Origin of the sequence: Flavobacterium amniphilum, assembly GCF_023634845.1 — a bacterium.
Classification (GTDB): domain Bacteria; phylum Bacteroidota; class Bacteroidia; order Flavobacteriales; family Flavobacteriaceae; genus Flavobacterium; species Flavobacterium amniphilum.
The window spans coordinates 81,345-105,623 of sequence record NZ_JAMLJL010000013.1; the positions used below are offsets into that span (position 1 = coordinate 81,345).

The following is a 24,279-nucleotide window of genomic DNA, read 5'->3' on the forward strand; positions in this document are numbered from 1 at the left end:
TTTTTAAAAATTTATCCTTTTCTTAATATTGGTAGGTAATTTTCCTTCCTCTTTTCTGTAAATAGTAGTGCCACAGCAAGAAAGCAGCATACGTTTTATACGGAGACCAACGCTCTGCATACGTATCCATCTCGGTTTTATCGTGAATATCCAGCAATTCTTTCATCGTATTCACAACTGCAACGTCGCCTAAAGGAAGTACATCCTCTTTTTTCAGACAGAACATGAGGTAAATATCAATGGTCCAGTTACCGATTCCTTTCAATTGGATCAGTTCTTCCCGTACATGATCGGATGGTTTTGAAGAAAGGGAAGCCAGGTCGATGGAATTATCCAAAACCGCCTCCGCAAGGCATTTGATGTATTTTGCCTTCTGGCGGCTGACACCAAAAGCACGGAATTCTTCTTCCGTCAAATGAACCAGGTTTTCCGGTTTGATTTCAATAACACTTTCCCGAATCCGCAAAAAAGTAGCCTTTGCCGAATCAATCGACACCTGTTGCTCCAAAATCAGCAATACCAGCGTTTCAAAACCTTCCGGTCTGGACGGAATGATTTCCGGCAGACCGTAAGTATTGATGATATGCTGAAAGACCGAATCATTTTCAGCCAAATATTGAAATGCTTTTTCCATTAGAAATAGAAACCAAATCCTGCTTTAACCGTAAATTTCTTGGCATCGGGCAATTCCAGGTAATTTCCTCTCCAGGCAAAATCAACACGGAACACCTTAAAGATATTCGCAACACCGGCATGGTATTCCCAGTATCCTTTAGTAGGTGCCAGATAATTAATACCGGAAGCATTGATCGCTTTGTTTTCATCGGAAACACTACCATAAACTGCCTTAACCCCAACAATCTCTCTCCAGTTCAGTTTTTTCATGAATGGAATTCTGGAAAAAATCCTTCCGTTGAAATGATGCTCCAAATGCAAAGATGTATACTGATCGGTTACAAATTCGTAATAGTTCATCAAATTATAGGTATTATCAATCACAAAGTACGACTGGTTACCCGGCACAACGGCCATTAAACCAAGCGGCACCTGACCAAATATCTTTCCGGTTTCGAATGTAGTGAACAACCTTCCCATACCGCCCAGATAAATAGGCTGACGGTAGTACAACTGAATTTTACTGTAATTGAAATCACTGTTAAACAACCCTCTCACTCCCTGACTGTAATTCACAAAGATGCGGGAGTAATTATTATCGACTTCCAACCGTTCAACACCATACCCTACTGTTTTACGTTTTGGCGTATAATCAAATCCGAAAGACAATTCTGACTGGTTGATTTCTGACACTATATTCCCGTTTTGCAGGTAATCCAAACTAAAAGTAGGCGAAGCCGATTTCAAAGACCTGTGCGTAAACCCGGTTTTAATAATAAAGCTTTTTAAGGGCTCAATTTCTGCCGCAACTGAGGTCAGCTTCACATTGGTCAGCTTACTGTTATCACCACTGGCAAACACTGAAGACGAAGCAAAACTACGCCCCAACACATCATTGGATGTCGTTAAACTCACCCCGATCTGCTCAACATCCCTGCGGTTACCTATCGTCAAAATCAAACGGTTCTTTTTATTGACCATCCATTTTCCTGAAATACCGTATTTGAATTTGTTATCCCTGAATCCATAGGCGGTATACCCCTCTATCCTCCATAAGTCATTGGCACCAAAATAGGTTCTGGCCCCGAAACGCAAACGCTGTCCTTCCACATCGTTATTTCCGAAGATGGAATAAATCGGCCCTAAATCAAAGTTTCCTTTCTGAATATAACCACTGGCCAAAATAGTCGTCAGATTATACATCTGCTTGAACTTCTTGACGGTTTTCAGGGTATCGAGCATTTTATACACACCCATTTCATCCTTGCTCAGGTTTTCCATCCGGTTTTCTTCCCAAAAGGCCTCATCCCGCTTATAGGCTTTCGGATCAAAATCATTTACACTTTCCTTGTAAAACTTATCGTCTTTTTCCTCGTTGAATTTATGGTCACTGAAAATAGTGGTACGTTTTCCATACACTCCCTTGGATGTTTCTTTCTTGCTCAACGCAAAATCAGACATCATATAATCTCTTTTCAGTAAGAAAACAGAATCATTCAACACATCAAACTCCTGCTCAATATAAATATCTTTTACCCAGTTGATATTGGCGCTCTTGGAAGCTGCCATTTTGATCTGTTTGATCGCAAAAGTGGTATCGTTAACCCAAAAATCCCCTTTAAAAGTCAACTCGTTTTTACGGCGGGGATAAAACACAATGTTATAACACCATTTCTTATCGATCATCGTACTGTCGGTCAGGACATAATTATAAGTATTGATTCCGGTTCTTGACAACGGACTCACAAAATTCTTATCAAAGAAATTCAGGTAGTTGTTGTAAATATCATAATCGGAATACAAGTCTTTGATAAAAGTTTCAACCCCGGCTCCTTCTCCTAATCCGGAGTTTTTGTTACCCACCAAAACTTCTTTCCGCTTCTTTTTAGGATTATCACCATACACATCGTAAAGTGACTCATTGATAAAAATAGGCAAATAGGTCTTCCCGGTAACTTTGGATGTATCCACTTGCTTGAATATAAACTCCAAACCTTTGAAAACTCTGTTTTTCATAAAAGCCGAATCAATGGAATTCATATCAAACTCCACTTTTTCATACTTCTTCATGGCATACTGGTCAAACATATACAATCCGTTTGAACGTTTCTTTTCCCATATTTTCCGAAGGATATCAAGCGCAGGATTATTCTTCTTGGAGGTTTTCCCTCCATAAACTTTCACCTCATCCAATTGGTTTGTCCCGCCAAAAACAACTTTCAGCCCATAAGTAACCTGCTTATCCAGCTTGACTTCAACGGTTTGAAAACCCACATAGGAAACCACCAATATAGCATGGTCGTTTTCAGATTGGATATAAAATTTACCATTTTCATCAGCAGTCACGCATTCGCGGGTTCCTTTGAAACAAATATTGGCATATGGAATAGTTTGCTTGGTATCATCATAAACCACACCGCCCACTTTGGTCTGGGCAACCGAGGCTAAGGTAAACAATAGCAATAATAGGGCATAAATTCTTTTCATAGCAATAAAAAACTCCGTCTGAATGACGGAGTTCCAAATATAATTATTTTTTAGATTAATGGTTTTTCCGACGCTTGATTTTTTAGCCTGTAGATTCCTAAAATCCAGTCCACTAAAAATCGAACTATCTAACAATCCAACAACCTATTTATACATTACTTTTTTAACAGCTTTCACTACATCCTGAGCATTTGGCAACCATTCTTTCAACAATGTCGGAGAATAAGGGGCCGGAGCATCAGCTGTTGTGATTCTTTGTACCGGAGCATCTAAATAATCGAAAGCTCTTTCCTGAACCATATAAGTAATTTCAGAAGCAACCGAAGCAAATGGCCAAGCTTCTTCCAATACCACTAAACGGTTGGTTTTCTTTACTGAATTGATGATACAGTCATAATCCATAGGACGAACGGTACGCAAATCGATTACCTCAGCAGAAATTCCTTCTTTTGCTAATTCTTCAGCAGCAGTTAAAGCTTCTTTGATAATCTTACCGAAAGAAACAATTGTCACATCACTTCCTTCTCTTTTGATATCAGCGACACCAAGCGGAATGATATATTCTCCGTCAGGCACTTCTCCTTTATCACCATACATTTGCTCTGATTCCATGAAGATAACCGGATCATTGTCACGGATTGCCGCTTTCAATAAACCTTTAGCATCATAAGGAGTAGAAGGAACTACTACTTTTAGTCCCGGAGTATTGGCAAACCAGTTTTCAAAAGCCTGTGAGTGTGTTGCACCTAACTGACCTGCAGAAGCTGTCGGACCACGGAATACCATCGGCATTGAGAACTGACCTGCAGACATCTGGCGCATTTTAGCAGCATTGTTGATAATTTGATCAATACCTACCAATGAGAAGTTGAACGTCATGAATTCAACAATCGGACGGCAACCGTTCATGGCAGAACCTACCGCAATACCGGCAAAACCTAATTCAGCAATCGGCGTATCGATAACTCTTTTCGGTCCAAACTCATCAAGCATACCCTTTGAAGCTTTATAAGCTCCATTGTATTCTGCTACTTCCTCACCCATTAAATATACTGATTCGTCACGACGCATTTCTTCGCTCATCGCTTCACAAACCGCTTCTCTAAATTGTATAGTTCTCATATAATATATGTATCTCTGTAAAATTGAAACGCAAAAATAAAAAATTAAAATGAGTTAGAAGGTTAGATTATTAGAATTTTAGATTTTTAGCCAAAGTCCTTTTCAGGCATTTTATACCTGACGGGTAATTTCACCACACTTTTCAATTACAGCAACACTATTTTAACAAAGGAAAATTCCAAATTCCAATTACTAAATTCCAAAAGTTGCACCTCGATATTACCGAATGCATCTAAATTTCCAAGAAATCCAATAATCATTCAATCAAAAAAATTACGCTTTTTTTTCCTTCAGCAACATCTCCAGTTTTTCCCTCGTTTCAGCTACTTCTTTAAGTGTTAATGCTTTTTTGAAATTGGATATCGCTTTTGCCTTGTCTTCTTTCGCTAAATAGTAATCGCCCATGGAATCATAACAGTTGGCACTTTCCGGATAATTGGTAATATTGAGCTTAAACAGGGCTTCAGCCTTGGCAAATTGTTTTTTCCCAAGCATCTTATACCCAAAATTGTTGATTTGACTTTCATTCGGTTTAACAGTATACCCCATTTGTTCAGAGGCTTTTTTATAGTGCGACACAATGACTTCCTCTAATTTAAAAGCAGGATTATCTAATTCACTGTCGTAGATTTTAAGCTTGTAAAAATAAAAAATAAAACGAAGCGCATCATATTCACCTATCAGCCTAACAGAATTATGATCGTCATTCTCATAAAAAACATGCTTGAAACGCAATTGGTTCTTCCTGTTTTTGGAAAGGTTTTTAACAAATTCCAGATTACTGCGTAGAAGTCGTGTAGCACCACTGGTCTCTTTCTGAACACTAAGCGTGTCAACTCCTTTCTCCATTCTGTTTACCAAAGCCATAAACAACGTTTTGCCTTTGTATTTTTTAACCGGCAAAATGGCCTTCGCTTCTTTTACGGTTTTCTGATTGTCCCACCATAACGCACCGTCAAGTGAAACATAGGAATTAAAAAGGTTGGATTGATGTAAAAGCGTCCGCACAACAGTCAACCCCCCCCAAAGAATGCCCTATAAGTGTTTTATAAGAAGTGGTTGGATAAGTCGAATTAACATACGGAATAAGCTCCTTTTCAACATAAGACATGAATTTCTCTCCGCCTCCCACAACATCAGGCAATTCTTTATCGGTACCCACAGTCAAATCAATCAATCGGTCGGGATGAAGTATTCCCACAACAATCATGGGCGGACAAAGTCCTGATTCGCTCATATGCTCCGTAATACTGACCACAGTTTTGAAATTTTCATTGCCGTCCAGCAGGTAAATTACCGGATAACGTTCTTTGGATACAACTTTATCTCCTCCGTTGCTATTGGGCACATGAATCCAGACTTTGCGCTGCTCTCCTAATATTTTGGAAAACATACTTTTCTCAGACCCAACAGTAAACAGATTACTTTCCTGGGCTTTGGCAGAAACAACGGATAGTAATAATGCTAAACAATAAAAAAATGATTTCATAACGTTTTAAAGAATTTCAGAATCTTGTCAATAACACGCAACACAACAGTACTTATTCTCTTAAGCTACCTATTGATTTTCACATTCCGCTTCTATTACAAGATATTTTTTGTACGATTTTACACGCAAATATAAAACATTATTTAAGTTATCAACCTATTTACCCAATGCCTTAAAAACTATCAACTACCTAAACCATCAATATGCACACAATCTTTAAATTCTTCAATCTTTAAATTTTTAAATCTTCCGATATATGGCGTACTTATAGCGTACTTATAGCGTACTTATAGCGTACTTATAGCGTATTTATAGCGTGTATAAGTGCACACCAAAAGCTATACTATAAGAATACCCCAAATCCAAACCATCAGTTTTCCCCTACCCCAACTAGAGCAATTCACCCTTCCCCACTGATTATTAATTACATATACACAAAAACCCGTTAAACCAACAAATACAACACCTCAGTTAATACCGGAATAAACCGCGCCGGTATAAAAAAATGCGAAAACGAAATAGTTTGAAAAAAAATATTATGCACGCATAGTATTATTTCGTTTTTTTAATTAAATTTGTCATTCAATTTTGTAAAAACCAATTTATTAAACGATGAAAATATTAGTTTGCATCAGCCATGTGCCTGATACTACTTCAAAAATTAACTTTACCAATGGTGATTCAGAATTTGACACTAACGGTGTACAATATGTAATTAATCCAAATGACGAATTTGGTTTAACAAGAGCGATCTGGTTCCAGGAACAACAAGGCGCAAACGTAACGGTTGTGAATGTGGGAGGTCCTGATACTGAGCCAACTTTAAGAAAAGCATTGGCAATTGGTGCAAACGAAGCAATCCGCGTAAATGCTAACCCTACTGACGGTTTATTTGTAGCAAAACAATTAGCGGAAGTAATCAAAAACGGCGGGTACGATTTAGTAATCGCAGGAAGAGAATCATTAGACTACAACGGCGGAATGGTTCCGGGTATGATTGCAGGAATTTTAGGTTCTAACTTCGTAAACTCTTGTATCGATTTAAAAGTAGACGGTAATAATGCTACAGCTGTCCGTGAAATTGACGGTGGAAAAGAAACCGTTACTACAACTTTACCATTGATCGTTGGTGGTCAAAAAGGATTGGTTGAAGAGAAAGATCTACGCATTCCAAACATGCGCGGCATCATGACGGCAAGAACAAAAGCTTTACAGGTATTGGAACCTGTTGGTGCTGATGTTGCAACTAAAGCAGTTAAATTTGAAAAACCGGCTCCTAAATCAGCTGTGAAATTAGTAAGCCCTGATAATTTAGATGAATTAATCAACTTATTACACAACGAAGCTAAAGTTATCTAATTTCAGTCTAAAGTCTAAAGCCAAAAGTCTTAAAGTTATTTAACTCCTGACTTTCAACTTTCGACCTTCGACTTTTAAACTAAAAAAAATAATCATGTCTATATTAATATACGCAGAATCAGCAGAAGGAAAATTCAAGAAGGTAGCTTTTGAATTAGCTTCTTACGCAAAAAAAATCGCCGAATCTACAGGCACAACCGTAACCGCTTTAACTATCAATGCAGGTGACGTTTCCGAATTAGGAAAATACGGTGTAGATAAAGTATTAAAAGTAACAAATGATAAATTAGCTAACTTCACTGCAAAAGCATACGCTGATGCCATCAAACAGGCAGCAGAAAAAGAAAGCGCTAAAATCGTCATCTTATCATCAACTACAGACAGTTTATATGTTGCTCCGCTTGTAGCCGTTAACTTAAACGCAGGTTACGCATCAAACGTTGTGGCATTACCAATAAGCACCGCTCCTTTCCAGGTGAAGAGAAATGCTTTCTCTAACAAAGCGTTCAACATCACTGAAATCACTACTGATGTTAAAGTATTGGCTATCGGTAAAAACAGCTACGGATTAGTAGAATCAACAGGTGCTGCTGCAGCTGAAGATTTCGCTCCGTCAATCTCTGATGCTGACTTTGGCGTAAAAGTACAATCAGTTGAAAAAGGATCCGGAAAAGTAACAATCGCCGATGCTGATGTAGTGGTATCAGGAGGACGTGGATTAAAAGGTCCTGAAAACTGGGGTATGATCGAAGAATTAGCTTCTGTTTTAGGCGCTGCTACTGCTTGTTCAAAACCGGTATCCGATTTAGGATGGAGACCTCACAGTGAGCACGTAGGACAAACAGGAAAACCGGTAGCGACTAATTTATACATCGCAGTAGGTATTTCAGGTGCTATCCAACACATTGCAGGTATCAACTCATCTAAAGTAAAAGTTGCCATCAATTCTGACCCAGATGCTCCTTTCTTCAAAGTAGCCGATTACGGTGTAGTAGGTGATGCTTTTGATGTATTACCAAAATTAATTGAAAAATTAAAAGCGTTCAAAGCGCAAAATTCATAAAGGTTTTCTTAACCCTGCTTAAAGAGTCACAAATTGTGGCTCTTTTTTATTTCTACAACCCAAAGTTTTTTGTTACTTTGCAATGATATATTCACAGCCATAAAATGAGTTTAGTAAAGCTATCCATAAAAGGAATATCCTATAGTCAAACCCAAAACGGGGCATACGCATTAATTTTGAATGAAGTCGACGGCGACCGTAAATTACCGATTGTTATCGGAGCTTTCGAAGCACAGTCGATTGCCATTGCTCTGGAGAAAGAAATAAAACCTCCGAGACCATTGACACATGATTTGTTTAAAAACTTTGCCGAGCGTTTTGACATCGTCATCAAACAAGTCATCATCCACAAGTTGGTAGACGGGGTATTTTACTCCAGTATGATTTGTGAGCGCGACAAAATTGAGGAAATCATCGATGCAAGAACATCGGATGCCATTGCTTTGGCCCTGCGTTTTAATGCACCTATTTTTACTTACAAAAACATTTTGGACAAAGCCGGTATTTATCTGAAGGTAAACCCTGAAACAGACAATCCGGAGGAGAATATTGACGACGTGCTTTCAGCTCCCGAAACATTCGGCCTGGAAGAAAGCACAGACACCCAAAATACTTACGCTAAATTCAGCCTGTCGGAATTACACGAAATGCTTGAGCAGGCCGTACAGGAAGAAGACTATGAAAAGGCAGCTAAAGTCAGGGACGAAATTTCAAAAAGAGAATCTTAAATTGCTTTATGCAATAAGCCGTAAGCCACAGGCATTCAAAAACGCAAGCTTACTGCCTAAAGCCTAAAGTCACAGCAATACAGAATGAAACAATATTTAGATTTAGTTAAGCACGTTTTAGATAACGGAAATCAGAAGGGAGACAGAACCGGAACCGGAACCATTAGCGTTTTCGGCTATCAGATGCGTTTTGACTTAAATGAAGGCTTCCCGATGGTAACCACTAAAAAGCTTCACATGAAATCGATTGTTCATGAATTGCTATGGTTTTTAAAAGGCGAAACCAACATTGCCTATTTAAAAGAAAACGGCGTCCGCATCTGGGATGAATGGGCCGATGAAAACGGAGACCTAGGTCCTGTTTACGGTCATCAGTGGCGCAACTGGAACAGTGAGGAAATTGATCAGATTACAGAACTGATCGAGACCTTAAAAACCAATCCAAACAGCAGAAGAATGCTGGTATCCGCATGGAACCCTTCGGTATTACCCGATACCACAACTTCTTTTGCCGAAAATGTTGCCAACGGAAAAGCTGCCTTGCCTCCGTGCCACGCTTTTTTCCAATTCTACGTTGCCGACGGTAAATTATCATGTCAATTATACCAAAGAAGCGCCGACATCTTTTTAGGTGTACCTTTCAACATTGCATCTTACGCCTTGTTCACTTTAATGGTAGCACAAGTTTGTGGTTTACAACCTGGAGAATTCATCCATACCTTCGGAGATGCCCACATATACAACAACCACATTGAACAATTGGAATTACAACTAAGCCGTGATCCAAAACCGTTACCGAAAATGGTTCTGAACCCTGAGGTAAAAAACATCTTTGATTTCAAATTCGAAGATTTCACATTGGTTGACTACGATCCGCATCCGCATATCAAGGGACAGGTTGCAATTTAACAAACACTAACATCCTATATGAAAAACATACTGCGTGTAGCACTCTTATTAGCTACGAATATCTTATTGGCACAAAATGAAAATGATAAAAAAATATTTCTGGATTCACTTAGCATCCCAACAACCGAAGAAGGCCATCATTATATAAGAATCATTAAAGATTTTGCTACCGATAAAGAAAAATACGAAGTAACCGATTACTACCGCTCCGGACAAAAAAAGAAAGAGTTCACCGTAAAAGACAAAGAAGGACCATTATCACCTGTTGGAGACTTCACGGAATACAACGAAAACGGAAACAAAGAACTGGAATTCAAATCTTCAAATTCCGAAAAAGGAATCGACATATCAACTAAATGGCATAAAAACGGAAAACTTAAAGAAGAAGTACATTCTGACAAATCGACTAAGAAGTCATTGTTGCGTCTATACTACGAAAACGGAAACAAACAATCTGTCGAAATCAGGGATTTTGACAGTCAGGATAACAGCAACAATAAAATTGCACAAGCCTGGAGTAAAGACAACATCCAAACTGTAAAAGACGGAAAAGGAATTTATAACATTGAAAATGCTTCTGTTAAAATATACGGAACCGTCGCAGACAGTTTAAAACAAGGAGAATGGACAGAACTCAACAAAGAGAACAATGAAAAATATCATGAAACTTTTGACAAAGGAAAATTCATAAAAGGTGAATTCACAGATTCAAATGGCGAGAAAACCATATACACTGAACTTTGGATACAGGCTAAACCGGAAAAAGGCATTCAGGATTTCGGACAGTTTATTGCCAAAAATTTTATTTACACCGCCGAAGCAAGAAGAATGAATATCGAAGGAAAGATCATTGTGGAATTTATAGTAGAAAAAGACGGAAACATAGACAATATCAGGATCTTCAAAGGCCTTAACCACGGATTAGACCAACAAGCCATTAAAGCAGTTTCCCTGTATGAAAAATGGATTCCCGGAAAAGTAAGAGGTAAAAATGCCCGGTTCAGGTTTGCACTCCCAATTATGGCCAAACTGCAATAATTACAAAAAAACTCTTATCTTTAAATCGTAAACCTAACTCTTATGGACACTAACCAACACGAATTGTATGAGTACGCCCGTTTGCGTCTGAAACAGAAAAAACACCTCTATTTTCATTTTGTTCTCTTTGTATTAGGCAGTATCTTTTGCGTTGTTGCCAATAAATTCTTAGGAGTCATGCCTGAAACCCATTGGTCATTATGGGCTATTACTATTTGGGCCTTTATTTTTGTATTGCACTTCATCAGGGTTTTTATAACCGACAGCTTCATGAACAAAAAATGGGAGCGTGAGCAAATCGACAAACTAATCGCAAAACAGGAGCGTAAAATCGAACAATTACAAAAAGACTTAGACAAACAATAACCAATGATTATACTGATTGCTGCTGCAGGTCAAAACAATGAATTAGGAAAAGACAATGACTTACTCTGGCATTTACCGGATGATTTCAAGCGTTTTAAAACACTAACCACCGGACATTATATCATCATGGGAAGAAAAACCTTTGAAAGCTTCCCTAAACCTCTTCCTAACCGCACCCATGTGATTATAACAAGAAGGATGGATTATATTGCTCCGGAAGGATGTATTGTTGTCAATTCATTTAAAAAAGCCATTGAAGCCTGCCCAAAAGATCAGGACATTTTTGTCATTGGTGGTGGAGAAATTTACAAACAGTCTATCGAAACAGCCGACTGCATAGAACTTACACGCGTTCACGCTGCATTTGATGCCGACACTTTCTTCCCCGAAATCAATCTACAGAACTGGAAGTTGAAATCCAGTGATTTTCATGATAAAGATGAAAAACACGCCTACCCTTTTACATTCGAAACGTATTATAAAACTTAAGTTAATTCCAAAAAAAAACATCTCCTAAGAGATGTTTTTTCTAATAATATCGTTTTCGGCATTATCCAATCAAAGAAAAAAGTTTTTAATGTTCCACCAATATTGTATTGGCCAAAAAAAACCGAGATTAGAATCTCTATGTTATATCACCAAATACCACTAAAGTAATACAACAAAAACTAAAATTTCCAAAAACAAATTTAACCCAAAGAACGTTTGTGACACTTTTTAAGCAATTGGGTAACAATTGCCAAAGCTCGATTGAAATAATTACAATTAACCGTGTCTGTTAATTCTTTTTTTCTGCCACTAAATGTTTGAACATTTTAACGAGATTATCAGATTATAAATTTAAAACATTTTTTTAAATGTCACAATACCAAATAGTTAGTATTTTAAAAAATACCAGATTTTAGTTAGAAAAACGATAAAAAACATAAATTATTCGCCCAAATACACACTTTTAGCTATTAAAAATTTAATTCTATATTTGTTGAAAATTATTTTATGTCAATCAGTACCAAACCATATAAAAATTCCGACTCAACAAAGAAGGAACAGGTCGCTAAAATGTTCGATACAATCTCATCAGAATACGACAATCTGAATCGGGTAATTTCATTTGGCGTTGATGTTTCATGGCGAAAAAAAATTGTCAAAATGGTAGCTTCCAAAAATCCGAAGATGATTTTGGATGTTGCTACGGGAACTGGTGATTTAGCCATATTACTTTCACAGATTGATACAGACAAAATTGTTGGCTTGGATATTTCGGCAGGAATGCTGGAAATTGGCAAACAGAAAATAGCAGCCAAAAACCTTTCGAACCGTATTGAAATGGTTTTGGGAGACGGAGAAAAAATTCCTTTTGAAGACAATACCTTTGACGCCATAACCGTTGCTTTCGGTATCCGTAACTTTGAAAACCTTGACGCCGGACTATCTGAAATACTTCGCGTTTTAAAGTCCGGAGGACAATTTGTGATTTTGGAAACTTCGGTTCCTGAAAAGTTCCCTTTTAAACAAGGATATAATCTTTACACTAAAAACATTATGCCACTAATAGGTCGTTTATTTTCAAAAGATAAAGTTGCCTATAAATATTTATCCGATTCGGCTTCAATATTCCCACATGGTGAGCGTTTAAACAATATTTTACGTAATATTGGGTTTATAGATGTTAGAAACCTACCCCAAACATTCGGAGTGGCAACAATTTACAGCGCATCAAAAAAATAACCGGAATGACTAAAAAAATTTTCTTCATATTACTGATTATCGTTTCAGCTTCGGCAAATGCGCAAATTTTTAAAAAAAGCATGTTTGCCAAAAAACCACTTATCAATTTAGAAAACTTTGACAAACAAAGAATTCATTTTGGTTTTTACCTTGGTTTTAACAATTACGACTTCAAGTTTGACAAGAGATTTGACGACAAGGACATTTTGGTTGACAGCCAAACCGGTTTCAATGTTGGTTTAATTGCGAATTTAAGAATCAATGACTACATCGATTTGCGTTTTGAACCCGGATTAAATTACGGACAACGAAATTTAACCTTTCCCAACATGACAGATCCGGTTGACCGTTTAAGAGAAGTAAAATCGACTTATATCCACTTGCCATTATTAGCTAAGTTTTCTTCTAAAAGAATGGGTAATGTAAAACCTTATATCATAGGTGGCTTATCAAGCTCATTGAATTTATCCAGTAATGCAAACTCTCCTGACGACAACTCGGCTAATCGTTTCAGAATGGTAAAAAATTCGAACAACTATGAACTGGGATTAGGCATTGACATGTATTTTGAATATTTCAAATTTTCACCTTCCATCCGTGGTGTTTTTGGTTTAAAAAATGAAATTATTCCCGATGCAGACCCAAACAGCCCATGGACTGGAAATGTAGCAAGCATGTCGACACGCGGAATCTTCATCAATTTCGCATTCCACTAAAAATTACGTTTAAATTCACTCAGAACGATAGCGGTTGCTGTTGCGACGTTAAGGCTTTCCGTTTGCTGTAAATCCCCAAAGCGCGGAATTGAGATTTTACGTGTAACTAATTTTTCTATTGATTTAGAAATTCCATTGGCTTCATTACCTAAAACGATAATTCCATCTTGAGGCAATTCACTTTTGTAGATGTTATTTCCTTCCATGAAGGTGCCAAAAATTTCTTTTGATGATTGCTGCAAATACGCATCCAGATCAACATAGGAAACATTCACACGCGAAATGGATCCCATTGTGGCCTGAACCACTTTCGGATTGTAAACATCAACAGTTTGCATCGAACAAACTATCTGTTTAACACCAAACCAATCGCACAAACGGATGATAGTCCCAAGGTTTCCCGGATCACGAATATCGTCAAGTGCAACTACTAACCCTTCGCCATTTATTTTACCTTCAGCCGGAATCTTAAACAAAGCCAGGCAATCATTTGCAGTGCTCAAAGCTGAAATCTTTTTCAATTCTGCTTCGGAAATTATTGATCTTTTATAATCCGGCACATTTAAAAACAGATTATCCGTCACGAAAAGGTGTTCAAGCTCAAAATCGGAATTCAGTAATTCCTCAATCCCTTTTACACCTTCAACTATAAATAATTGATGTTCTTTTCTATATTTTTTTTGCTGTAAGCCCGTTATAAGTTTTATTTGATTTTTACTAACCATAAAAAAGTGTATTTTTGAAATAAATTTCCGATTCTTTTGAATAATTTCTCTACAAAAATAGTATTAATTCTTCTAATTGCAGTACTTATCTCCGCATGTGACGCTGTAAAAAAAGTTCCTGCGGACAAACATCTTTTGATCAAAAACAAATTAGAAGTAGACGGCAAGATTGTTAAAGATGAAGTAATCACCACTCAGATTGTCCAACAACCCAATTCCGGCATTTTTGGTTTTAACCTCAGGCTGCACATGTATAATTTGGCTAAAAAGAATACAGATTCAATATTCAGGGCCAAGTATACCAAAGATCCAGAAAAATACTACCGTAAATCAAAATGGCTATCCAAAAAACAAGTTGACCGTTTAGGAAAATCATTCTGGTATTCCGGATGGCATAAATTTTTAATGAAAACCGGGGAACCTCCTGTAATCATAGACACACTGAAAGCCAAACATTCAATTAAAAGATTAGAAGCACATTATTTCAACGAAGGCTATTTTAGTGCTTCCGCAAAATACAAAGTCAATTATTTAGCTGATAAAAGAGGAACAATTGATTATTCCGTCATCAAAGGCGAACCCACTTTCTTAGATACCATTTCCAGAAAAGTACAATCAAAAGTAATTGATTCGCTGTATCTTAAAATCAAAAACAGATCAAAGATTAAAACCGGTCAACAATACAAAACTGAAAATTTTGATTTGGAAAGAGCCCGCTTAACTTCTTATTTCAGAAATCATGGCATATATCATTTCCAACAGCAAAATATCTTATTTGAAATTGATACCACTTCAAAAAAAGCACCCGTAATCGTACATATTACCGACCGTGAATACAAAAACGGCGACAGTATTAAAAGCAGGCCATATCATATTTATAAAATAGGCGAAGTCAATATTTTTACTGATGGTTTGAAAACAGAAAACCAAACCAGCACAAAATACAAAAACTCTAACATTTACAGCATAAACAAGCTTCGCTATAGACCGAAAGCTATTACTAATGCAGTCTTTTTACAAAAGGACAGTGTTTACAGCGACGACAACAGAACCCTAACTCTCAGATCATTAAGCAATTTAAGAGTTTTCAATTATCCTAATATCCAGTACGTAGAAGACACAGTCACCAAAACATTGAAAGCAAACATTGTCCTTATACCAAAAGACAAATACAGCTTTAGGGCAAATGCAGATTTTACCCATTCAAACATCATGGATTTTGGTATTGCCGGAAGTGCTGCATTTTCAATACGCAATATTTTCAGAGGAGCGGAAATTTTAGAATTCGGATTGAGAGGCAATATCGGTTCATCAAAAGATTTAGCAAATCCCGACGACCGTTTCTTTAATCTTTCGGAAGTCGGAGCCGATTTAAGACTGACTTTCCCACGTCTTTTTTCACCTTTTAATACCGAGAAAATCATTCCTAAAAGAATGTTCCCCAATTCATTGATAACTCTTGGTTTTTCCAAACAAACCAACATTGGTCTTGACAAAGAAAACCTGACTTCAACCGTAAGTTACAATTGGACACCGTCCAAAAATACCGATATCAAATTTGATTTGGTTAATTTACAGTATGTAAAAAATGTAAACATTGACAATTATTTCAATGTTTATAATTCTTCTTACAACAGGCTGAATGATTTAGCACAAACCTACAACACAACACATCCCGAATACATGAATGCTGATGGAAACTTAAGGATTCCGGATGGTGCAAATGATTTCATCACAGAAGCTTTAACCAACGGCTTTCCGGGATTAGACCCTTTAAGCGGTGATTTTCGTAACATCAAAAGCATCAAGGAACGTAAAGACCGCTTAACGGAAAACAACTTGATATTTGCTTCTAATTTCAGCTATAGCAAAAACAACAAGAGTGATTTTTTTGACAAACAATTTTACAGTTTCAGGGGAAAAATTGAAACTGCCGGAAATTTCCTAACATTGGTTTCTGATTTGGCCAAGCAGCAAAAAAACGAAGACGGAACACGTAATATTTTCGGACTTACCTATTCCCAATATGTAAAAACCGATTTGGAATTCATCAGGCACTGGGATTTAAAACATGACAAATCGATTGCTTTCAGAAGCTTTTTTGGAATCGCTATTCCATACGGAAATTCAAAATCAATTCCTTTTTCACGAAGTTATTTTGCAGGAGGAACAAACGACAACCGCGCCTGGCAATCCTATAGTCTTGGACCTGGAAGTTCAGGCGGATTGAATGATTTCAACGAAGCCAACATGAAAATCTCCCTTAACGCAGAGTTCAGATTCAAATATTTCGGCGACCTAAACGGAGCCATTTTTGCCGATTGCGGTAACATCTGGAATGTTTTTGACAACGAAACCGATGAAACTAAAGTTTTTTCAGGCTTCAAATCACTTGAAAGTTTAGCTTTAGGAACAGGAACCGGATTCCGTTATGATTTTAAATTTTTCATTATCCGCTTCGATTTCGGTTTCAAAACCTATAATCCAGCCTTACAACCTGGAGAAAGATGGTTTAAGGAAATGCGTTTTGATAAAGGCGTTTTAAATATTGGTATTAACTATCCATTCTAAAACTAAATTTGTAATTTTGTCAATCTTAAAAAAAATTAAATACATGGCACACAACATAAAACCAGGAGTTGCAACTGGCGATCAAGTTCAGGAAATTTTTAAATACGCTAAAGAAAAAGGCTTCGCCTTACCAGCGGTAAATGTAGTAGGTTCAAGTACTATTAACGGTGTCCTTGAAACTGCTGCAAAATTAAAAGCTCCTGTAATCATTCAATTTTCAAATGGTGGCGCTCAGTTCAATGCTGGTAAAGGTTTATCAAATGCTAATGAAAAAGCAGCTATTGCAGGTGCAGTAGCCGGGGCTAAACACATTCACACTTTGGCAGAAGCTTATGGAGCAACAGTTATTTTACACACTGACCACTGCGCAAAAAACTTATTACCTTGGATCGACGGATTGTTAGATGCTTCTGAAAAACATTTTGCTGAAACAGGAAAGCCACTATATTCTTCCCACATGATTGATTTATCAGAAGAACCAATCGAAGAAAACATCCACATCTGCAAAGAATATTTGGCCCGTATGAGCAAAATGGGCATGACCCTTGAAATCGAATTGGGAATCACCGGAGGAGAAGAAGACGGAGTAGATAATAGTGATGTTGACAGTTCTAAATTATACACCCAACCTGAAGAAGTAGCCTATGCTTATGAGGAATTAATGAAAATTTCACCTCGCTTTACAGTTGCAGCTGCTTTTGGAAATGTACACGGTGTTTACAAACCGGGTAACGTTAAACTAACTCCAAAAATCCTAAAAAATTCACAGGAGTATGTACAGAACAAATACAACACAGATGCGAATCCGGTTGACTTCGTATTCCACGGAGGTTCAGGTTCAACTTTGGAAGAAATCAGAGAGGCTATTTCTTACGGTGTAATCAAAATGAATATCGATACAGATTTACAATTTGCCTTTACAGAAGGTATCCGCGATTATATGACTTCAAAAATTGACTACTTAAAAACTCAGATTGGTAGTCCGGATGGAATAGATTCACCAAATAAAAAACATTACGATCCAAGAAAATGGGCTCGTGAAGGTGAATTAACATTCAACAAAAGATTAGAACAGGCATTTGCCGATTTAAATAACGTAAATACACTTTAATTGTAGTTTTAAATTATAAATCAAAATACAGTTTATAATTAAAAACTTTAAACTCATAACTATAAAATTATGGCTTGGTTTAAAAGAAAAGAGAAAGGAATTACAACTCCTACTGAAGATAAAAGAGATGTACCAAAAGGTTTGTGGTATAAATCCCCAACAGGTAAAATTGTAGATGCTGATGAATTAGCCAGAAACCTATGGGTTAGCCCGGAAGATGATTTCCACGTACGTATTGGAAGTAAAGAATATTTTGAAATTTTATTCGACAATAATGAATTCTCTGAATTAGATGCTAATATTACATCTAAAGACCCTCTTGGATTTGTGGATACCAAAAAATATTCTGATCGTTTGGTAGACGCAATTGGCAAAACAAAATTGAAAGATGCTGTAAGAACCGGTGTTGGAAAATCAAAAGGAAAAGATTTAGTGGTTTGCTGCATGGACTTTGCTTTCATTGGCGGTTCAATGGGAGCAGTAGTAGGTGAAAAAATCGCACGCGGTATTGACCATTCCATCAAAAACAACATTCCATTTGTGATGATATCAAAGTCAGGTGGGGCCCGTATGATGGAAGCCGCTTATTCTTTAATGCAATTAGCCAAAACATCTGCTAAATTAGCACAATTGGCAGAAGCTAAAATTCCTTACATTTCATTATGTACAGATCCAACAACAGGAGGAACAACAGCTTCTTATGCCATGTTAGGCGACATCAATATCGCCGAGCCGGGAGCATTAATTGGATTCGCAGGACCACGTGTTGTAAAAGACACAACCGGGAAAGATCTACCGGAAGGATTCCAGACTGCCGAGTTCGTATTGGATCATGGTTTCCTTGATTTCATTGCTCACAGAAAGGAATTGAAGAACAAAATTAATCTTTACATTGACTTGATCCTTAATCAGGAAATCAGATAAAAACAAAACCCGTCTCAACAACAAGACGGGTTTTTACATTTTAATTAAACATCATTAATCAAAAAATCAATCAATGAAAAAACATTTAATTTTAATCCTAACCTTATCACAGTCGCTTTGGTCACAAAACAACAACATTACCATTTCTGTAAAACCCGAAAAAGTATACTATGAAAAAGACCAAAGCAATCAATATCTGAATTTCGATTTCCTTATTGAAAACAAAAGCAGCAGCAACATAATTTTAAATACAGTTGAAATTGCTGTTTATGATCAAAATAACAAGCTTGCAAGAAGAGATTTAGTTAATTTATACAGCAGAGAATCATTGGAATTAAGTGGAGCAAAGCCCATAGAATCCGGAAAAGGAAAATTATTTTTTAATCCCTTTCCTATTTTCACCAATGTTATTCCATTAAATAAGATACATTACGAGTTTTCATTCAATTCAGAAGACTGGAAAGAAAATTACTTTGTTTCTCTGGACGTTTTCCCGGAATTATACAAAACTAAAACCAATTTGATTCCACCTGTAAAAGGAAGAGTATTAGTTTGGAATGGCCATGACAGCAATTCACATCACCGACGTTTTGACTACACAGACCCATTGTTTGTAAAAAGAGGAACCACAATAAATTTTCAACGTTTTGGCTATGATTTTGTTGTCGTGAATGAAGAAGGTATTATGTACAAAGGTAAACCCAAAACGAATATTGAATGGTATGACGATATTGCTGATGACAACAATGACTATTATGGTTTTGGCGTACCTATTTATGCTGCAGGCGACGGTATTGTAATTGACGTTCGTGATGAAGTTGCAGACAATCGCCAGGTAAGTGAAGAAGAAATTGCCAAAAATGAAAAAGCATACGGTGGGAACTATGTAATTATTGACCACCAAAATGGGGAATTCAGTTGGTTTGGACACTTAAAACAAGGCAGCATTACAGTAAAAAAAGGACAAACTGTAAAGCAAGGAGAAGTCATTGGAGCGATGGGTGCTTCAGGAGGTTCTCTGTTTCCTCATTTACATTATGAATTGAGAAATGGTGATGGAGCTAAACGAGTGGAAGGACTTCCCTCCTATTTCAACAATTACTCCAGAGTACTTGGAAATAAAAAGACCTCCATGACAAACGGACTAATTAACTCCGGTGATATTATAGAAAGCAAATAAAGCAAAAACCCTGAGGTTCTCAGGGTTTTTGCTTTATATTTATTTACATCCCACTTCGGATTGCCTCAACCGGATCAAGCCTAGAAGCAACAAAAGCCGGTATAACTCCTGCTATTAGTCCAATTATACCTGCCAGGAAAGTTCCAAACATAATATTACCCACACTTAACACAAATTCGAAATCCAAAGCATTAGTCAGTACTATTGATATAATATAAACCAAAAGAATTCCGATCAGACCTCCAATTACACACAAAATAATAGCTTCAAACAAAAACTGCAAAAGGATAAATTTGTTTTTAGCACCTAAAGACTTCTGAATACCGATCAGATTAGTACGCTCCTTCACGGATACAAACATAATATTAGCTATACCAAAACCACCAACCAGCAGAGAGAATCCCGCAATAAGCCATCCAACAAAGTTCATCTGCTGAATCAATCCATCCAATAAATCTGTGAATCCAGACAATACATTAACAAAGAAATTATCAATTTCCCCTTCTTTCAATCCTCTGAAATGACGCAATTTCTGTTTCAATTCTTCTTTAAAAGCATCAATGTCAACTCCATCAACTGGCTTAATCAAAATGGCCGGAGTAATCATATCATTATTATCACCATACATCTGTCTCAGAAAATTAACCGGAATATACACCGTTGTATCTTCATTCTCGTCAAAAATTCCTGCTCCTTTTTTGGTCATCACACCGATAACCGTGAATTTCTGACCATATAAACGCACCTTCTTGCCTAACGGATCCTGACCATCAAAAAGGTTTTTGGCAATTTGATAACCTAAAACAATAACCGGTGCTCCAGAATTTGATTCTGATTCATTAAAAAACCTTCCTTCTTTAAATTCTAACTTCTGTACATCTTCCTGCTCATATGTTGTAGGCCCAATATTTACAGAACTTACTGTTTTTCCTTCATACTTAATATTCTCTTTCCGTGTGAATAGTTGAAAACACATCGCTTCCATATCATTCAAGGATTTTTTTAAATATTCATATTCTTCATAAGTCACATCCGGAAACTGTTCTCTTTTCCATTCCGGAATTTCTGAAGGACCAAATGAAAAACGCATTAAGTAAATTGAATTTTTATCCAATGTACTTAAATCTTTTTTAATTTTTCGGTCCAACGAATCAACCGCCGTTAACACAGCTATGATTGAAAAAATACCGATTGTCACACCAAGTAACGACAATAAAGTCCTCAGTTTATTATTCCGTAATGCGTTGATTGCAAAACCAAAACTTTCTTTTAATAATCGTACATATATCATCATAACGTGGGAATTGTATGAACATTAGTGTAAAAGTAACCACAAATGTTACATTTTTTTAATCCAATCTGAATCAAATTCGGAATGAAAAAACTACTTTTGCAATACAAATTACAACAACACAATGAATACTACAAAAACAATTAAATCGGCACTGATTTCAGTGTTTGACAAAACCGGCTTAGAACCTATTGTTACCAAACTTCACGAACAAGGCGTTACCTTTTATTCAACAGGTGGCACCGAAGAATTCATTTTAAACCTTGGTATTCCGGTAGTTCCGGTTGAAGACGTTACTTCATACCCATCAATTCTCGGAGGAAGAGTTAAAACATTACACCCTAAAATTTTTGGAGGTATTTTAAACCGCCAGGATAATGAAACCGATGTTTTACAGATGAGAGAATTTGAAATTCCGCAAATTGATGTCGTAATTGTCGATTTATATCCGTTTGAAAAAACTGTTGCATCAGGAGCAAGTGACGCTGACATCATTGAAAAAATTGATATCGGAGGGATATCATTAATCCGCGCTGCAGCCAAAAACTTCAAAGACACGGTTATAGTTCCATCTGTAAACGAATACGCATCATTTTTAGATATCATTTCTTCCCAAAACGGAGAAACCACTTTGGAACAGCGAAAAACTTTTGCAGCAAAAGCCTTCAATGTCTCATCACATTATGATTCGGCTATTTTCAATTATTTCAACAGAAATCAGGAAGAAACCGCATTAAAAATCAGCGAAACAAAAGGAAACGTATTACGCTACGGAGAAAATCCACACCAAAAAGGATTTTTCTTTGGGGAGTTTGACAAAATGTTCACAAAACTTCACGGAAAAGAATTATCATATAATAATTTATTAGACGTTGATGCTGCTGTAAATTTAATGGGTGAATTCAGAAATGACGATCCTACTTTTGCAATCCTTAAACACAACAATGCTTGTGGCATTGCAACAAGAAACTCAATGAAATCAGCATATCTTGATGCTTTGGCTGGAGATCCAACTTCAGCTTTCGGAGGTGTATTGATTGCAAACGGAAATATCGATTTAGCTACAGCCGAAGAAATCAACAAATTATTCTGCGAAGTAATTATTGCTCCAAGCTATGATTCGACTGCGATTGATCTTCTTGAAGAAAAGAAAAACAGAATTATTCTAGTACAAAAAGAAGTTGCTTTATCCGAAACATCCGTACGCACTTGCTTAAACGGATATTTGGTTCAGGACAAAGACTTGGCAACCGATTCAAAAGATATTTTAAAAACAGTTACCAACACTGCTCCATCTGAAGCTGAAATTGAAGATTTACTGTTTGCTTCAAAAATCTGTAAGCATACAAAGTCAAACACAATTGTACTAGCTAAAGACAAGCAGCTTTGTGCTTCAGGAACTGGACAAACCTCTAGAGTTGATGCATTAAGACAAGCTGTGGAAAAAGCAAAATCATTTGAATTTGATTTAACAGGTGCCGTAATGGCCAGCGATGCATTTTTCCCATTCCCTGACTGTGTGGAAATTGCCAATAAAGCAGGAATTACAGCCGTTATCCAACCAGGAGGTTCAATCAAAGATGAATTGAGCATTAATTATTGCAATAACAATAAAGTATCAATGGTATTTACCGGAATAAGACATTTCAAACACTAAGAAAAAAGCATATTTTTAGCTTAATCATAAATGCATCAATAAATTCGTATTGATGCATTTTTATTTTGAATTAAACCAAATAATTTTTATACTTTTGCTCTTGGATTAAACTATATTAAATACATTAACCCTCAAGTAAGAGTATGGGATTTTTTGATTTCATGACCGAGGACATCGCAATTGACCTTGGAACCGCAAATACACTAATAATTCATAACGATAAAGTTGTCATAGATAGCCCTTCAATTGTTGCCCGCGACCGCATTAGCGGAAAAATCATCGCAGTTGGAAAAGAAGCCAACATGATGCAGGGAAAAACACACGAAAATATCAAAACAATCCGTCCTTTGAAAGACGGTGTTATTGCTGATTTTGATGCTTCGGAGCAAATGATAAAAATGCTTATCCGTAGCATTCCTGCTTTACAAAAGCGATTATTCACACCGGCTTTACGCATGGTAATTTGTATTCCTTCAGGAATTACAGAAGTGGAAATGCGTGCGGTAAAAGAATCAGCAGAACGTGTAAACGGTAAAGAAGTTTACCTAATTCACGAACCAATGGCAGCTTCTATTGGTATTGGTATCGACATTATGCAGCCAAAAGGAAACATGATCGTTGACATTGGTGGTGGTACAACTGAAATCGCAGTCATTGCACTAGGTGGTATCGTATGTGACAAATCGGTTAAAATTGCTGGTGACGTTTTCACAAATGACATTATTTACTACATGCGTACGCAACACAATTTATTTGTTGGAGAAACAACTGCAGAAAAAATCAAGATTGAAATTGGTGCTGCCATAGAAGATTTAGACTCACCACCGGATGATATGTCAGTACAAGGACGTGATTTATTAACCGGCAAACCAAAACAGGTTGAAGTTTCTTCGAGAGAGATTGCAAAAGCTTTGGATAAATCCATCCAACGCATTGAAGATGCCATCATGGAAACTCTTTCACAAACACCTCCTGAATTAGCTGCCGACATCTACAACACCGGTATTTACCTTGCTGGTGGAGGATCAATGTTAAGAGGTTTGGACAAACGTATTTCACAAAAAACAGACTTACCAGTATTTATTGCAGAAGATCCTTTGAGAGCAGTTGTAAGAGGAACCGGAATGGCCTTGAAAAACCTGAATAAATACAGAAGTATCCTTATTAAGTAATATCACTTAACGCAAATTCCAAAAACAA

The 24,279-nt window shown here is 36.9% G+C and carries 22 protein-coding genes; 15 read left to right on the top strand and 7 right to left on the bottom strand.

Features of this window, described 5'->3' with window-relative positions; genetic code table 11:
- Positions 1-22: 22 nt before the first annotated feature.
- The 5 genes from NAT51_RS14590 to NAT51_RS14610 form a co-directional block, all read right to left on the bottom strand.
- The gene (locus NAT51_RS14590) at positions 23-634 is read right to left on the bottom strand and encodes a DNA-3-methyladenine glycosylase family protein (RefSeq protein ID WP_250599895.1); all 612 of its coding nucleotides are present in this window, start codon (positions 632-634) and stop codon (positions 23-25) included.
- A complete protein-coding gene (locus NAT51_RS14595) occupies positions 634-3,102 on the bottom strand; it encodes a DUF5686 family protein (RefSeq protein ID WP_250599897.1) in 2,469 nt (822 codons plus the stop codon). Before NAT51_RS14595 ends, NAT51_RS14590 begins: the two co-directional genes overlap by 1 nt.
- 144 nt (positions 3,103-3,246) lie before the next feature.
- A complete protein-coding gene (locus NAT51_RS14600) occupies positions 3,247-4,224 on the bottom strand; it encodes a pyruvate dehydrogenase complex E1 component subunit beta (protein ID WP_250599899.1) in 978 nt (325 codons plus the stop codon).
- 273 nt (positions 4,225-4,497) lie between these two features.
- A complete protein-coding gene (locus tag NAT51_RS14605) occupies positions 4,498-5,232 on the bottom strand; it encodes a tetratricopeptide repeat protein (RefSeq protein WP_250599901.1) in 735 nt (244 codons plus the stop codon).
- Positions 5,198-5,713, bottom strand: a complete 516-nt coding sequence (locus NAT51_RS14610; protein WP_250599903.1) for an alpha/beta hydrolase — start codon at positions 5,711-5,713, stop codon at positions 5,198-5,200. The genes NAT51_RS14605 and NAT51_RS14610 overlap by 35 nt, the downstream gene beginning before the upstream one ends.
- 612 nt (positions 5,714-6,325) lie before the next feature.
- Between NAT51_RS14610 and NAT51_RS14615 the strand changes: the two genes are divergently transcribed.
- The 9 genes from NAT51_RS14615 to porT all read left to right on the top strand — a co-directional run bounded on the left by NAT51_RS14615 (position 6,326) and on the right by porT (position 13,620).
- Entirely contained in the window at positions 6,326-7,072 is a 747-nt protein-coding gene (locus NAT51_RS14615) for an electron transfer flavoprotein subunit beta/FixA family protein (protein WP_250599905.1), read from the top strand.
- 94 nt (positions 7,073-7,166) lie between these two features.
- Complete coding sequence (locus tag NAT51_RS14620; protein WP_250599907.1) at positions 7,167-8,135, top strand: electron transfer flavoprotein subunit alpha/FixB family protein; 969 nt, start codon at positions 7,167-7,169, stop codon at positions 8,133-8,135.
- Between the two features lie 104 nt (positions 8,136-8,239).
- Positions 8,240-8,863: a bifunctional nuclease family protein gene (locus tag NAT51_RS14625; protein ID WP_250599909.1), complete on the top strand. Its 624-nt coding sequence runs from the start codon at positions 8,240-8,242 to the stop codon at positions 8,861-8,863.
- A gap of 84 nt (positions 8,864-8,947) precedes the next feature.
- Positions 8,948-9,772 (top strand): thymidylate synthase, encoded by an 825-nt coding sequence (locus tag NAT51_RS14630; RefSeq protein ID WP_250599911.1) that lies wholly within the window; start codon positions 8,948-8,950, stop codon positions 9,770-9,772.
- Between the two features lie 18 nt (positions 9,773-9,790).
- On the top strand, positions 9,791-10,810 hold the full coding sequence (locus NAT51_RS14635) for an energy transducer TonB (protein ID WP_250599913.1): 1,020 nt from the start codon (positions 9,791-9,793) through the stop codon (positions 10,808-10,810).
- Positions 10,811-10,852: 42 nt separating this feature from the next.
- On the top strand, positions 10,853-11,176 hold the full coding sequence (locus NAT51_RS14640; protein WP_250599915.1) for a 2TM domain-containing protein: 324 nt from the start codon (positions 10,853-10,855) through the stop codon (positions 11,174-11,176).
- A gap of 3 nt (positions 11,177-11,179) precedes the next feature.
- Positions 11,180-11,665, top strand: coding sequence for a dihydrofolate reductase (locus tag NAT51_RS14645; RefSeq protein WP_250599917.1), 486 nt, complete (start codon positions 11,180-11,182; stop codon positions 11,663-11,665).
- A gap of 507 nt (positions 11,666-12,172) precedes the next feature.
- Positions 12,173-12,904 (top strand): bifunctional demethylmenaquinone methyltransferase/2-methoxy-6-polyprenyl-1,4-benzoquinol methylase UbiE, encoded by a 732-nt coding sequence (ubiE, locus tag NAT51_RS14650; RefSeq protein ID WP_250599919.1) that lies wholly within the window; start codon positions 12,173-12,175, stop codon positions 12,902-12,904.
- Positions 12,905-12,909: 5 nt separating this feature from the next.
- Entirely contained in the window at positions 12,910-13,620 is a 711-nt protein-coding gene (gene porT, locus NAT51_RS14655) for a type IX secretion/gliding motility protein PorT/SprT (RefSeq protein WP_250599921.1), read from the top strand.
- Here the strand turns inward: porT and NAT51_RS14660 are convergent.
- Positions 13,617-14,345 (bottom strand): TrmH family RNA methyltransferase, encoded by a 729-nt coding sequence (locus NAT51_RS14660; protein ID WP_250599923.1) that lies wholly within the window; start codon positions 14,343-14,345, stop codon positions 13,617-13,619. The genes porT and NAT51_RS14660 overlap by 4 nt on opposite strands.
- Positions 14,346-14,381: 36 nt before the next feature.
- Here NAT51_RS14660 and tamL point away from each other — a divergent pair, with 36 nt between their 5' ends.
- From tamL to NAT51_RS14680, 4 genes are all read left to right on the top strand, one after another.
- Positions 14,382-16,916 carry a translocation and assembly module lipoprotein TamL gene (gene tamL / locus NAT51_RS14665; RefSeq protein WP_250599925.1) on the top strand — a complete coding sequence of 845 codons (2,535 nt, stop codon included), beginning with the start codon at positions 14,382-14,384 and terminating at the stop codon, positions 16,914-16,916.
- A gap of 43 nt (positions 16,917-16,959) precedes the next feature.
- Positions 16,960-18,027 (top strand): class II fructose-bisphosphate aldolase, encoded by a 1,068-nt coding sequence (fbaA, locus tag NAT51_RS14670; RefSeq protein WP_250599927.1) that lies wholly within the window; start codon positions 16,960-16,962, stop codon positions 18,025-18,027.
- A 69-nt stretch (positions 18,028-18,096) separates the two neighbouring features.
- Entirely contained in the window at positions 18,097-18,951 is an 855-nt protein-coding gene (gene accD / locus NAT51_RS14675; RefSeq protein ID WP_250599929.1) for an acetyl-CoA carboxylase, carboxyltransferase subunit beta, read from the top strand.
- A gap of 73 nt (positions 18,952-19,024) precedes the next feature.
- The gene (locus tag NAT51_RS14680) at positions 19,025-20,131 is read left to right on the top strand and encodes a M23 family metallopeptidase (protein ID WP_250599931.1); all 1,107 of its coding nucleotides are present in this window, start codon (positions 19,025-19,027) and stop codon (positions 20,129-20,131) included.
- 43 nt (positions 20,132-20,174) lie between these two features.
- Here NAT51_RS14680 and NAT51_RS14685 read toward each other — a convergent pair whose 3' ends face one another.
- Positions 20,175-21,425, bottom strand: coding sequence for an ABC transporter permease (locus tag NAT51_RS14685; protein ID WP_250599933.1), 1,251 nt, complete (start codon positions 21,423-21,425; stop codon positions 20,175-20,177).
- 121 nt (positions 21,426-21,546) lie between these two features.
- Here NAT51_RS14685 and purH point away from each other — a divergent pair, with 121 nt between their 5' ends.
- The gene (gene purH, locus NAT51_RS14690) at positions 21,547-23,079 is read left to right on the top strand and encodes a bifunctional phosphoribosylaminoimidazolecarboxamide formyltransferase/IMP cyclohydrolase (RefSeq protein WP_250599935.1); all 1,533 of its coding nucleotides are present in this window, start codon (positions 21,547-21,549) and stop codon (positions 23,077-23,079) included.
- Between the two features lie 143 nt (positions 23,080-23,222).
- Positions 23,223-24,251 carry a rod shape-determining protein gene (locus NAT51_RS14695; RefSeq protein WP_073308847.1) on the top strand — a complete coding sequence of 343 codons (1,029 nt, stop codon included), beginning with the start codon at positions 23,223-23,225 and terminating at the stop codon, positions 24,249-24,251.
- The last annotated feature ends 28 nt before the right edge of the window (positions 24,252-24,279 follow it).